Origin of the sequence: Mucilaginibacter rubeus (genome assembly GCF_003286415.2) — a bacterium.
In the GTDB taxonomy this organism is placed as follows: domain Bacteria; phylum Bacteroidota; class Bacteroidia; order Sphingobacteriales; family Sphingobacteriaceae; genus Mucilaginibacter; species Mucilaginibacter rubeus_A.
Window position 1 is genome coordinate 6,424,769 of record NZ_CP043450.1, and the last position, 12,448, is coordinate 6,437,216.

Annotated in this window: 12 protein-coding genes; 5 read left to right on the plus strand and 7 right to left on the minus strand. The window is 44.0% G+C overall.

Annotated features, from left to right (window positions below):
• The first annotated feature begins 152 nt into the window (after positions 1-152).
• Positions 153-467 carry a DUF6249 domain-containing protein gene (locus tag DEO27_RS25875; RefSeq protein ID WP_317132989.1) on the plus strand — a complete coding sequence of 105 codons (315 nt, stop codon included), beginning with the start codon at positions 153-155 and terminating at the stop codon, positions 465-467.
• Between the two features lie 111 nt (positions 468-578).
• Here the strand turns inward: DEO27_RS25875 and DEO27_RS25880 are convergent, their stop codons facing one another.
• Complete coding sequence (locus DEO27_RS25880; RefSeq protein ID WP_223818055.1) at positions 579-1,094, minus strand: DinB family protein; 516 nt, start codon at positions 1,092-1,094, stop codon at positions 579-581.
• Positions 1,069-2,283 (minus strand): sensor histidine kinase, encoded by a 1,215-nt coding sequence (locus DEO27_RS25885; protein WP_112572751.1) that lies wholly within the window; start codon positions 2,281-2,283, stop codon positions 1,069-1,071. The genes DEO27_RS25880 and DEO27_RS25885 overlap by 26 nt, the downstream gene beginning before the upstream one ends.
• 169 nt (positions 2,284-2,452) lie before the next feature.
• Here DEO27_RS25885 and gltX point away from each other — a divergent pair, with 169 nt between their 5' ends.
• The gene (gene gltX / locus DEO27_RS25890) at positions 2,453-3,973 is read left to right on the plus strand and encodes a glutamate--tRNA ligase (protein WP_112572749.1); all 1,521 of its coding nucleotides are present in this window, start codon (positions 2,453-2,455) and stop codon (positions 3,971-3,973) included.
• A 114-nt stretch (positions 3,974-4,087) separates the two neighbouring features.
• Here gltX and DEO27_RS25895 read toward each other — a convergent pair whose 3' ends face one another.
• From DEO27_RS25895 to DEO27_RS25915, 5 genes are all read right to left on the minus strand, one after another.
• A complete protein-coding gene (locus DEO27_RS25895; protein WP_112572747.1) occupies positions 4,088-4,807 on the minus strand; it encodes a 2-phosphosulfolactate phosphatase in 720 nt (239 codons plus the stop codon).
• Positions 4,808-4,897: 90 nt separating this feature from the next.
• Positions 4,898-5,977 carry a glycine cleavage system aminomethyltransferase GcvT gene (gene gcvT, locus DEO27_RS25900; RefSeq protein ID WP_112572746.1) on the minus strand — a complete coding sequence of 360 codons (1,080 nt, stop codon included), beginning with the start codon at positions 5,975-5,977 and terminating at the stop codon, positions 4,898-4,900.
• 414 nt (positions 5,978-6,391) lie between these two features.
• Entirely contained in the window at positions 6,392-6,880 is a 489-nt protein-coding gene (locus DEO27_RS25905) for a TlpA family protein disulfide reductase (RefSeq protein WP_112572744.1), read from the minus strand.
• A gap of 39 nt (positions 6,881-6,919) precedes the next feature.
• Entirely contained in the window at positions 6,920-7,936 is a 1,017-nt protein-coding gene (locus DEO27_RS25910) for a Gfo/Idh/MocA family oxidoreductase (RefSeq protein WP_112572742.1), read from the minus strand.
• A 123-nt stretch (positions 7,937-8,059) separates the two neighbouring features.
• Positions 8,060-8,665: a DUF4142 domain-containing protein gene (locus DEO27_RS25915; protein ID WP_112572740.1), complete on the minus strand. Its 606-nt coding sequence runs from the start codon at positions 8,663-8,665 to the stop codon at positions 8,060-8,062.
• Between the two features lie 200 nt (positions 8,666-8,865).
• Here DEO27_RS25915 and DEO27_RS25920 point away from each other — a divergent pair, with 200 nt between their 5' ends.
• The 3 genes from DEO27_RS25920 to fumC all read left to right on the plus strand — a co-directional run bounded on the left by DEO27_RS25920 (position 8,866) and on the right by fumC (position 12,386).
• The gene (locus DEO27_RS25920; protein ID WP_112572738.1) at positions 8,866-9,471 is read left to right on the plus strand and encodes a hypothetical protein; all 606 of its coding nucleotides are present in this window, start codon (positions 8,866-8,868) and stop codon (positions 9,469-9,471) included.
• A gap of 39 nt (positions 9,472-9,510) precedes the next feature.
• Complete coding sequence (locus tag DEO27_RS25925; RefSeq protein WP_112572736.1) at positions 9,511-10,170, plus strand: DUF6624 domain-containing protein; 660 nt, start codon at positions 9,511-9,513, stop codon at positions 10,168-10,170.
• 818 nt (positions 10,171-10,988) lie between these two features.
• On the plus strand, positions 10,989-12,386 hold the full coding sequence (fumC, locus tag DEO27_RS25930) for a class II fumarate hydratase (RefSeq protein ID WP_112575582.1): 1,398 nt from the start codon (positions 10,989-10,991) through the stop codon (positions 12,384-12,386).
• The last annotated feature ends 62 nt before the right edge of the window (positions 12,387-12,448 follow it).

The window sequence follows — 12,448 nt, forward strand, 5'->3', positions numbered from 1 at the left end:
AAAAAACGTGTGGTCATAGTTTACAAATACACCACAACGGGGTATTTGCAGAGATAAAGAACAATATTAACTTAATTAAAAAAACAAATATTATGGGCGCAGGTGAATTGGGTGTATTAGCAGGAATAATAATACCCCTCAGCTTATTCGCAATGATCTTCGGGATCGTTTATTTAAACAAACGGGAGAAATTAGCAATGATCGAAAGAAACATGGATCCAAGGAGTTATAAACCGCAATCGGCTCCTTATCAAAATTTAAAATGGGGCTTGCTGCTCATCGGTTCAGGTATCGGCTTGTTTTTAGCCTATGTTTTAAACCGTGGTATATTCAATAGTTTTGATGACGATGTTTTCTTTTTATATGTATCGCTGATAGCTGTTTTTGGAGGAGCCGGTCTGTTTTTATCATACCGCATCGAAAAAAGGGAAGTGCTGGATAAAGAAGAAAAGGTTTTTGAAAAGTAACGAACACTCCTGGCAATATTGAAGCCCCTGCAAAACAGGGGCTTTTTTGTTGACTATTATCGCTGTAAAGACCGGATTGCTGATTGCCGGATACGAAGAGTTTTGAGTGTTTTACTCAATCCCGTACCGCTCTTTAAATAAATTTAAATGGTGGCGTTCGTGTCCGGCCAGCATATATACAAATGATATAACGGTAAACAGATGGTTACTGGCTATCCCGGTACGGGCTAATTGTTCATCGGTGAAAGCTTTAACCATGTACAGGTTAGCCTGGCGTAAGGCCCGGAACTCTTCGGCAAGGTCTTTTATATCCTGGCTATTAAAGTCGGTATTGTTAACATATACATCCTGATCAAAACCAGGCAGTTCGGTATAGTTGCGTGAAAATACCAGGGCGCGGTAGGCAAAGGTTCGCTCGGTATCAATCATGTGCCCCAAAGCCTGTTTAACTGTCCATTTGTCCGGAGCGTAGGCATATAAACCCTGCTCGTTGGTTAAATTGCTGAACAGCTTGTAGCTGGTATCCATTTGCTGTTCAAGCATGTTAATTACATTATTGTCGCCAACAAGCCCCACATATCCCGCTGCAAACGGCGAATAATCACCTGGTTTTGGTTTTGTTATCATTGCGCGTGTTTTTTAATACTATCCTGAAAGTTGTTCCCTTCCCTACTTCCGAATCCTTCACAAAAATCTGCCCGTTATGGTAGTTCTCCACTATACGTTTGGTAAGCGATAAGCCCAGTCCCCAGCCCCGCTTGCGCGTAGTATAGCCGGGTTGAAAAACGGTATCGAATTTAGAGCGTGGAATCCCCTTGCCGGTATCTGTAATATCGATAAAGATCTGGTTTTTTACCTTGTTTCCGCTGATCTCCACCTTGATGCTGCCCTTGCCTTCAATGGCGTTAACGGCATTTTTTAATATGTTTTCTATCACCCAATCAAACAGCGGAATGTTAAGTCCGGCTTTTAAGTGTGGGTTACCGGTAAGTTCAAAGCTGATATTTTTGCTTACGCGGACTTTAAAGTAATCAACAAAATCTTTCACTACGGCATAAACGCCATGCTCTTCCAGAACTGATTTGGAGCCTATTTTAGAAAAACGATCTGCCACAATTTCCAGACGCTTTACGTCGTTCTCCATCTCGGCTATCAGCACATCGTCTTCGGCGTTAAATTTCTCCTTCATCAACTCAATCCATGCAATGAGCGATGATATGGGTGTGCCCAACTGATGAGCGGTTTCCTTGGCCAAACCAACCCAAACCTGGTCTTGCTCCGATTTGCGCGAGGAACTGAAAGCCGTATAGGCCGTCAATAAAAATATGGCAATTACCGTGAGCTGGACGTAGGGGAACAAGCGAAGCTGCGTGAGCAGGGCCGAATCTTTATAGTAAACATAATTGTCGTCGCCCAAAACTTTAAACTTGATAGGCGCATGCTGCTCCTTCATATAAGCAAGCTCTTCCTTAAAGTAGCTCGGGTCGTATTTTTTCTTTTTATACTCGGCTTCCAGCTTGGTATAGGCTTTTGAGGTGTCCAATCCGCGACTTAAAATGATCTCCCCTTTTTCGTCGGTAATAATAGCCGGTACCGTTAAGCTATCGCGTACAGCAATTACGTAATTAAAAAAATCGTCATCGTCCGAATTGAGTAACTGCCTCATAGTCATGGCCCAAACCTGGGCGCGTGTACGCTCGGAGCGGGCGATGTTTTTTACCAGGTAACGGGTATAAACCAATGAGCCAATTGCAATTACTACGGCAAACGTAAGGAGTAAATATTTCCAACGTTTTTTCTGTTGATATGGGTTCATACTGGGCACAGCCCAAATAACGTAAAATTGCTTTGTAAAATATAATTTTTGTTAGTGGTTCATAGTTGATGGTTCATTGTTCATAGTTGCGCCATTTCTGCTATAATACGATGAACCATGATCTATGAACTATAAGCTTTCCGCTTAATAACCTATCTTTGCCCCCATCATGACCGATAAAAAAGTAAGAGTCCGTTTTGCGCCGAGCCCGACCGGTGGTTTACACCTTGGTGGTGTGCGCACCGTATTGTTCAACTATTTATTCGCCAAAAAACATGGCGGCGATTTTGTTTTACGAATTGAGGATACCGACCAAACCCGTTATGTGGAAGGTGCGGAAGAATATATTTTAGACTGCCTTAAATGGTGCGGTCTGCACCCGGATGAAAGCCCGGTTGCCGGAGGCCCGTATGCGCCATACCGCCAAAGCGAGCGTAAAGTGCTTTACCGCGAATATGCCGAACGCCTGGTGATGGAAGGCCATGCTTATTATGCCTTTGATACTGCCGAAGAGCTGGACAAGAACCGTAAGGAAGTTCCCAATTTTCAGTACGGCTTAGCTTATCGTCATACTTTAAGAAACTCGCTTTCATTACCTCAACACGAGGTTGATGAACTGCTTGCTGCCGGAACACCGCACGTGATCCGCATTAAAATGCCGGAGGGCGAAACCGTTAATTTTAACGACATGATCCGCGGCCACGTGAGCTTTGAAACCAGCCAGGTTGATGATAAAGTATTGTTAAAAGCCGATGGTATGCCTACTTACCATTTGGCTGTTGTGGTTGATGATTACCTGATGAAGATCACTCACGCTTTCCGCGGGGAGGAATGGTTGCCATCTGCCCCGGTTCATTTGCTGTTATGGGAGTATTTGGGCTGGAAAGCTGATATGCCGCAGTGGGCACATTTACCGCTGATATTAAAACCAGACGGGCACGGCAAACTGAGCAAGCGCGATGGCGCACGGTTGGGCTTCCCGGTTTATGCTATGAACTGGTTTGATGCAAAATCGGGCGAATTAACACAGGGTTTCCGCGAGTTGGGCTTTTTGCCTGAAGCGTTCCTGAACCTGCTGGCTACTTTAGGCTGGAACGACGGTACCGAGCAGGAAATTTTTACGCTCGACGAACTGATTGAAAAATTCTCGATAGAGCGTGTTAATAAATCAGGTGCTAAGTTTGATTTTGAAAAAGCCAAATGGTTCAACGCCGAGTGGATTAAGAAGTTGGCAGTAGGCGATTTGCAGCTGGCAGTTAAGAAAGTGTTTGCTGATAAAGGAGTTGCTGTTAACGACGATGAGTACCTGGCAAAAGTTGTTGGCCTGATCAAAGATCGCTGTGTGCTATTACCTGATTTTTATCAGCAGGCAGGCTTCTTTTTTGAGCAACCGGCGGCGTATGATCTTAACGCGGTAAAACCTAAGTGGACTGATACCAAAACAGAGTTTTATCGTGAGTTCATCGCCCTGTTAAATAATGAATCTACTATCGATGCGCATGAACTGGAGGCTAAGTTCAAAGCACTTAGTGAGCAAAAAGGCTTAAAGGTGGGCGATGTGATGCTGCCATTCCGCATTATGCTGGTAGGCGGTAAGTTTGGCCCGCATGTATTTGATATCGTTGCCCTGCTTGGTAAAGAAGAAACCATCAGCAGGATTGAAAAGGCGCTTGTAGCGTTTACCGCCTGATACATATAAATATGTCATTGCGAGGAGGAACGACGAAGCAATCTCGTAGCTTAGCATATCAAATATGCATTGGCTACGAGATTGCCACGCTTCGCTCGCAATGACATAATTTCTTTACACCGCCAATTTCACCAGCTTCTCCCCTTCTAAAATAGGAATAGCCGTAGTAAAATCAATCTGTAAGCAAAACTCAATATCTTTTTCGATGCCTAATTTCTTAAGGCGTTCGCCGTGGGATGTTTTCTTGAGATAAACGTTGATATCGTTTTTACCGGCCTGAAAAAGATCGTTTGCAGCAATCGCGGCGTCGTCAAGTACAAAACCTTTATCTTTTAACTGGTCAACCACAGCACCTGCAAACAGGGTATCTTCCAGGTTGAAATTGTTTTTCCAGCCGGCACATACCAGCAGGATGTTTTCGTTTTGCGTGTTAAGCCAGTTGCTTAAGGCATTAAGGTTCAGGAACGAACCGATAACAATTTTTTTTGCACTGCGCGATAAATGCAGGGCATGTGTGCCATTGGTGGTAGTTAGCACTATTGTTTTACCGGCTACTTTTTCTTTAGTGTACGAAAATGGCGAGTTGCCAAAATCAAACCCATCAACTACCGATCCGTCGCGCTCGGCGGCAAGAAGGTAATCCAGCCCTTTCTCTCTATACGCGGCACACTCCTCAACTTGTGATACCGGTATAATAGCCTCAGCACCGTTTTCAATACCATAACATATAGATGATGTTGCCCTGAAAATATCAATAACCACTACAATATAATCTTCCACATTAAAAAGTGGCAGCAATGCGGGGGTAAGGCAAACGTGTAAATCTTTTTTCATTAAATCATTAAGTCATTGTGTCATTAACCCAAACGGGTCATTGGGCAAGCTGATAAAATGACTTAATGACCCAATGACCCGAAGGAATGACTATTTATAAAACGGAGGTTTTACAATCTGCGCTTTGATTTTATTGTCCCTGATGCTGATGTAGATTTCGGTACCTTCTTTAGCGAAAGCGGTATCTACATAGCCCATACCAATAGCTTTTTGTAATGATGGCGACTGCGTACCCGAAGTTACTTTACCAATATTGTTACCATCGGCATCAACAATAGCGTAATCATGACGTGGAATACCGCGGTCAATCATTTCAAAACCAACCAGTTTGCGGCTTACACCTGCTTGTTTTTGAGCCTGTAAGGCTTCGGCATTGGTGAATTCTTTGTTGAATTTGGTTACCCAACCTAAACCGGCTTCAAGCGGTGAGGTGTTATCATCAATATCATTACCGTAAAGGCAGAAACCCATTTCCAAACGTAAGGTATCGCGTGCGCCTAAACCAATTGGTTTGATACCGAATGGCTCGCCGGCTTTGAAAATGGCGTCCCAAATCTGCTCTGCGTATTGGTTTTCAAAATAGATCTCGAAGCCACCAGCTCCGGTGTAGCCTGTAGCTGATATCAATACGTTATCAATACCTGCAAAAGTTCCTTTTTGGAAAGTGTAATATTCCATCGACACCAAATCCACCTCGGTAAGGCTTTGTAAAGCTTCGGCTGCCTTTGGTCCCTGGATTGCTAATAGCGAGGTACGATCAGATATGTTTTTCATATCTACGCCGTTGGTGTTGTATTTAGAGATCCAATCCCAGTCTTTTTCAATGTTTGAAGCATTAACAACCAGCATGTAGGTTTTCTCGTCAATGCGGTAAACCAACAGGTCGTCAACAATACCGCCGGTTTCATTTGGCAGGCATGAATACTGCACTTTACCATCGTATAATTTCGCGGCATCGTTGCTGGTAACACGCTGGATCAGGTCAAGCGCGTTATCGCCTTTTAAAATGAATTCGCCCATGTGGCTCACGTCAAAAACGCCAACAGCCTTGCGTACGGTTTCGTGCTCGGCGTTAATTCCGGCGTATTGAACTGGCATGTTATAACCGGCAAATGGAACCATTTTGGCACCGGTTTTTACGTGGATATCGGTTAATGCGGTATTCTTCATCGTCAACTTAAATATTGGCCGCAAAGGTAACTATTCTGAATCGTAATCAGTACCCCTCATTGGTTTTGATTATGTTGATAAAAAATGGAAAAAATAAGATCGTCATTGCTGCGAGTGGGTAAAATCGTGACCTCTGAAAGTAAAATGATATCTACTCCACGTCATTGCGAGGTACGAAGCAATCCCCAATTAGCAGATCCTCCCTGTATAGTTTGGGATTGCTTCGTTCCTCGCAATGACGCTTTATTGTTTGGACGCCACAGCATTCTGAACATCTAACAAGATATTCAGAACCGCGAATCTGCGGGGCTTATGCATCAGGGTATTCAGCGAGAGACCCTGATGGCTCATTAAACAATAAATCCGGTTAAACTTCACGAAGTTTAACCGGATTTCTATCAGCATTAAAATACTTTATACTTTTTTAAGCGTTTCCATCAGCACCGGAATTTTTGGCACTTTGGGATACGACTGGAATAGTTTACCATACTTATCATAAATAGCAATGTATGGGGTGGTTTGTACGGCGTAAAACCTTTGCACAAGGTATGTATAACCCTCGGTACCAATGGTGATGTTATGGTATTTGGCCAGGTCAAAATCGCGCTGAAAAGTTTGGATGCCTTTAAGCATAGGCATAAAGGTGATCATCACAATCTGCACATCTTTTAATTTAGGCAGTTCGGGTTTAAGATCGTACATCAGGTGCTGGCAATGGCTGCAATCAGGCGAAAAATAGATCACCATTACCGGCTTGTTTTTTTTGAGGTTTGCAGGAGTAACGTAAACACTGTCTGTAGTGAGGATGTGATATGGCGGTAAGCCCGAGTTTGCAGGTGGCGTTTGTGCCTGGCTGCACCCGGTGGCAATAATCAGACAAAGCAGTAAATACAGTTTCTTCATTATTTTAATTAGCGTTTAATAAGCATAGTTACAACATTTTTAGCTTTCAAGCAATTCAATTTGCCAGGCAACATGCTCTTCGGCTACCGGGAATAACGCATTTTCGCGCACGGTATGATATACGGCATCAAATATCCCGTTATAATTACCTTTTGGTGACTTTATCCACTCTACAGTTTTTTGTCCATCGGCACCCATTAGTACCAGTTTGCCGTCGCTGCCTTCCGGTTCAATACCAAAGCCCTCGTCGGTAGGCATCATATCAGCATCAAGCTGAGCTTCCTGAACATCGGTGCGCATCTTAACAAAGCTCCCTAAGGTACCATGAACTACAAAGCCGTAGGTATGCTCAGCAATCAGCAAGCCCGATGTTAGGAAAACATTAAGCTGGTTAGGGTATTTGAGGTGAATGTTAAAATAGTCATCAACCTGCGAGCCTGGCCGGTATGCGGCTGTGGTTTTTTCATAGCTCAATGGCCGGCCAAAAATGCTGATTGCGTTATCAACCAAATGCGCGCCAAGGTCATAAGTAAGGCCACCGCCCGGAACGCCTGCGGTTTCCTTGAATTTTTTAACGCCTATGGCCATGCGGTACCTGTCCAGTCTGAAATGAACCTCCATCAACTCCCCTAACCTGCCGCTTTCAATTACTTCTTTTACCGATAGGAAGCCACTATCATACCTGCGGTTTTGGTAAATCATCACTTTCAGATCGAGCTTTTTGCCCAGATCATACAGCGCTTTTACCTCATGAGAAGTTACCGCAGCCGGTTTTTCGATCAAAACATGCTTGCCCGCGTTCAGGGCCTGTACGGCATAATCAAAATGGGTATTGTTTGGTGTGTTAACAATGATAAGTTCTAATTCATCATCATTAAGCAATTCATCGATAGTATCGTAGCTAATTACATCCGGATATTTTTTACCGGCCTTTTTTTCATGGCGCTCAACCACGGCCTTAAAAGTAAAACCGGGATTGGTAGTTAAAAACGGGGCATGAAAAATCCGTCCCGACATTCCGTAGGCCATGAGGCCGGTTACTATTGGTTTCGACATAATGTTTAAAGTAGATTTTACTGTGTTAAAAGTATCGTTTTAGCTACACCCGTACAAGTTATAAAAAAGAAAAAGGGAGATTGTTACATCTCCCTTTTCCGTTCTGAATTAATCAATAGCTGATTATTTCATGCCTTTTTGTATCGCCTCAATTTCGGCTAAGTGGTGCTGAATGGTAGGCAAGGTTTTGGCTGCCCACGCTTTCAGGTCAGGATCTTTGCAGTTTTTTGAAGCATCTTCAAACATTGAAGCTACTTTTTTATGGCCGTCAACCATGGCATCAACATAAGCTTTGTCAAAGTCGGCGCCTGATTTAGCGGCAAGCTCGGTTTTCTTTTTCTGATGATCGGCATCCGGCTCAGTTGGCAGGCTGATGTTTTTAGTTTTGGCAAGCGCCATTAGCTCGTCATTGGCTTTGGTATGGTCGGTAACCATCATTTTGGCAAAGTCTTTCACTTTGGCATTGGTGGCTTTTTCGCTGGCTAACTGACCGATTGCCACTTCGGCTAAGCCTGCATTGGCTGCTCCGGTAGCAAATTTGGCGTCGTCGGCAGTAACCGCGATGCCTGTAGCGCCGGTTGTAGTGGTGTCTTTAACTTTGTTAGCGCTGTCGGCAGTATCTTTTACAGCTGCCGAACTATCTGCGGCGCCATTTTTAGCACCGCCATTACACGCCTGAAACGATAAGGCCGCAAGTGCCATCATCGCTATTAAACTTAACTTTTTCATAGTAGGTGTTTTTTGTGTTTGTTTGTCAGTTATAACACTTTATAGTTAATTAAGTTTGATTTTCTTATTTGTAAAATTTAATAACTAATGCCCAAGCGCTGTTCAACCCTCTTATTCACATATTAATGAATATTTAACAATTGTTTAAAAGCACTTTTATAAGTTGAGGTTTATAATAACGCGACTAAATTATACCTGATATGTTAATAGGATCATTGTTTTTGGGCAAGGTGCATGAAGTAAATGGGCAGTGGATAGAGACCAAATTTGTGGTTATTGGCATTCCGCTGTTCCCAACCAGTTCTATGTTGGTAACCCGATCGGCCTGGCGAAGCCGTAACGGGTTTAATATCCCGCTGAATTATCAAAGCATTATTGCCGGTTATGCCCGCATGTTTTCGCTGATCATCGCTTTTATAGCTTTTATATTGTTTTTTATCGAGCGCGACTCAACCGCTTCTATAATTGGAGGGGCTGGTTTATTGTTATGGCTGTACTTTTATTTTGTTTTTGGTAGCGCTGATACGGCAGAAGCCGAGGAGCGTAAAAAGATGGGCGACCTTACCGGCCTTTACATTAAGCCAGAATGGCTTGATCATGATGACGCCTACAGGATTTATGAACGCCTTGAAAAAAAATACCGTAACGAGTTTGACGGTGCCGATTGGCTTACCGATTTGCAGCAAAATGAGATAGCGCCGGCCAAACTGCCGCTGTTATATGCCTTATCAAGGTTTAATTACTCGTTAGGCGCTACGGAATGCAACAGGAAATTGTTTGAAAAGGCCGATAGCTTATACTTGTAACACAGGTTTGTGCGTTTATTTGCTTAAACCTTATTTACTATGAAAAACCTGATCCTCGCCCTGTTGCTTTTGATGGCCTGCACAGCATCTGCGCAGCAAAAGTTTAATCCTGTTTTAAAAAAGCAGCTTGACAGTGTGCTGGCCCTTGATCAAAAATACCGCGAAATACTAACTTATTTAATGGATCCGGGTAAAAAGGATTCGATACTGAAAACGCTGCCCGTTAAACCTGAAGAAGCAACAGGCTACTATTGGAAATTGCAAACCCAGGCCGATTCAACCAATCTTGTTTTTATTGAGAACGTAGTTGCAAAATACGGCTATCCCGGTAAATCGCTTGTTGGCGAGCCAACCAATGAGGCTGTATGGTCGGTGGTGCAGCATTCGCCTAAAATAGATAAATACCTTCCGGCTATAAAAACCGCTGCGGAAAATAAAGAAATGCCTTTCAGGCTATACGCCATGATGCTCGACAGGCAGTTGATGTATGAGGGCAAAGAACAGATCTATGGTTCGCAGGCCACATCAAAGCCATTACGCAACGGTCAAAAAGTGGGTTACTATGTTTGGCCCATCAAAGATGCCGCTAAAGTGAACGAACGCCGTAAACAAGCCGGCTTTGATCAAACTGTTGAACAAAATGCCAAAAGACTGGGTTTTGATTATAAGGTAGTAAAAATTGAAGATGTGAAGTGGTAGTGGGGAGAATCGGAATCTTTGAAGGTCAAATGACATCAGCCCTAATTGTTATGCTGAGTGGAAGAAAATAGAAATCTGTGAAGGTCAAATGACATATCCGCCACGTCATTGCGAGGCACGAAGCAATCGCACAGAGGCAGGTAATGACTATTGTTGTAATGAACTTGCATCGTCGCGCTCTTGGCCGCGCGCGGGCCAGGTACTTTTGTCGCCACAAAAGTACCCAAAAAGGCTTGCAGCAGAAAGGCTTCTTTGCGCACATCCAACCCTAAGTCCACCGCCCGGCCTTTGCCCTGCAAAACGAACAGAACCACGGGCTGCAATTATTTTGCCCCGATTCGCCCTATCCCCAGCTTCTGCAAAAACTTGCTATGCCCCCTGCAGCCGCACATTCCCCGCATTGTTCTGCCCGTTTTCACCCGAAGCTGATCTGCTGTGAAAAACCGGTTTTAATCGCTTGTCATGCTGAGGAACGAAGCATCTTCTTCGCCCTGCATGGCGGCTCTGTATATTGAAGAAGATTCTTCGCTTTCGCTCAGGATGACAGACGTTTTTAAACATGTCATACGAGGAGGAACGACGAAGTAATCTCGTAGCTATGCATTTCCGTCCTGTATTGCTACGAGATTGCCGCACTACGCTGCGCATGACATACTTTTTTAAAGGTATAATGTCACTTTCCGAACAACTGTGCTGCTGTCACCAACAATGGAGATAACTCCCTATTCCGAACAATCCAATTCCTATCAAAAAGTTTACACCCCGCGTTCCCCCGCATCATATAAAAACATAACTTTGCCCCTGCAAAATTTAATACCATGAGTTTCAGAACCGAACACGATACCATGGGCGAGGTACAAGTACCTGCCGACAAATACTGGGGAGCGCAAACCGAACGCTCACGCAATAATTTTAAAATTGGTCCGGAAGCATCAATGCCAAAGGAAATTATCGACGCTTTCGCTTACCTGAAAAAGGCTGCCGCTTTTACTAATACCGATTTAGGTGTATTATCGGCAGAAAAACGCGATTTGATTGCACAGGTGTGTGATGAGATCCTGGCTGGCGGGCTGGCTTCGGAGTTTCCGCTGGTGATCTGGCAAACAGGCTCGGGCACACAGTCAAACATGAACGTGAACGAGGTTGTTGCTAACCGCGCGCACGTATTACAAGGCAATAAACTGGGCGAAGGTAAAACCTTCATCCACCCCAATGATGACGTGAACAAATCACAATCATCAAATGATACTTACCCTACTGCCATGCACATCGCGGCATACAAGATCCTGATTGATGTAACCATCCCGGGTATCGAAAAACTGCGCGATACCTTGCAGGCTAAAGTTGAGGCATTTAAATCGGTAGTAAAAATCGGTCGTACCCACCTGATGGATGCTACCCCGCTTACTTTAGGTCAGGAGTTTTCAGGTTATGTTTCACAATTGAACCACGGTTTAAAAGCATTACGTAACACGCTTGACCACCTGTCGGAACTTGCCCTTGGTGGTACTGCAGTAGGTACAGGTATCAATACACCTAAAGGTTATGATGTAAAAGTGGCTGAGTATATCGCTCAGTTCACCGGCTTGCCGTTCATCACTGCCGAAAATAAATTTGAAGCCCTTGCCGCTCACGATGCTATTGTTGAAAGCCATGGCGCATTGAAACAAATTGCGGTTTCATTAATGAAAATTGCTAATGATATCAGGATGCTGGCTTCTGGTCCGCGTTCGGGTATTGGTGAGATCCATATTCCGGATAACGAACCGGGATCATCTATCATGCCGGGTAAAGTTAACCCAACCCAAAATGAGGCTGTTACCATGGTAGCCGCACAGGTTATGGGTAATGATGTGGCTATTTCTATCGGTGGCTCAAACGGCCACTACGAGCTGAATGTATTTAAACCGGTTATGGCTGCTAACTTCCTGCAGTCGGCAAGGTTAATTGGTGATGCCTGCGTATCATTCAATGATCATTGCGCGGTAGGCATTGAGCCAAACTATGAAGGCATCAAAAAACACCTTGAAAATTCATTAATGCTGGTGACAGCGCTTAATCCGCATATCGGTTATGAAAACGCGGCTAAAATAGCTAAAACAGCACTTAAAAACGGCAGTTCACTACGCGAAGCAGCTATTGGTTTAGGTTTACTAACCAACGAGCAGTTTGACGAGTGGGTACGCCCTGAAAATATGATAGGCAGCTTAAAATAGTAGCCTCACCCCAACCCCTCTCCTTTGGAGAGGGGCTTTTTTAATTTTCGCTTATGCAAAAA

Coding starts and splice junctions, on each gene's coding strand:
- DEO27_RS25920 (WP_112572738.1), top strand. CDS start 8,866: ATGTTAATAGGATCATTGTTTTTGGGCAAGGTGCATGAAGTAAATGGG.
- DEO27_RS25875 (WP_317132989.1), top strand. CDS start 153: ATGATCTTCGGGATCGTTTATTTAAACAAACGGGAGAAATTAGCAATG.
- DEO27_RS25925 (WP_112572736.1), top strand. CDS start 9,511: ATGAAAAACCTGATCCTCGCCCTGTTGCTTTTGATGGCCTGCACAGCA.
- DEO27_RS25915 (WP_112572740.1), bottom strand. CDS start 8,665: ATGAAAAAGTTAAGTTTAATAGCGATGATGGCACTTGCGGCCTTATCG.
- DEO27_RS25885 (WP_112572751.1), bottom strand. CDS start 2,283: ATGAACCCATATCAACAGAAAAAACGTTGGAAATATTTACTCCTTACG.
- gcvT (WP_112572746.1), bottom strand. CDS start 5,977: ATGAAGAATACCGCATTAACCGATATCCACGTAAAAACCGGTGCCAAA.
- DEO27_RS25910 (WP_112572742.1), bottom strand. CDS start 7,936: ATGTCGAAACCAATAGTAACCGGCCTCATGGCCTACGGAATGTCGGGA.
- fumC (WP_112575582.1), top strand. CDS start 10,989: ATGAGTTTCAGAACCGAACACGATACCATGGGCGAGGTACAAGTACCT.
- gltX (WP_112572749.1), top strand. CDS start 2,453: ATGACCGATAAAAAAGTAAGAGTCCGTTTTGCGCCGAGCCCGACCGGT.
- DEO27_RS25880 (WP_223818055.1), bottom strand. CDS start 1,094: ATGATAACAAAACCAAAACCAGGTGATTATTCGCCGTTTGCAGCGGGA.
- DEO27_RS25895 (WP_112572747.1), bottom strand. CDS start 4,807: ATGAAAAAAGATTTACACGTTTGCCTTACCCCCGCATTGCTGCCACTT.
- DEO27_RS25905 (WP_112572744.1), bottom strand. CDS start 6,880: ATGAAGAAACTGTATTTACTGCTTTGTCTGATTATTGCCACCGGGTGC.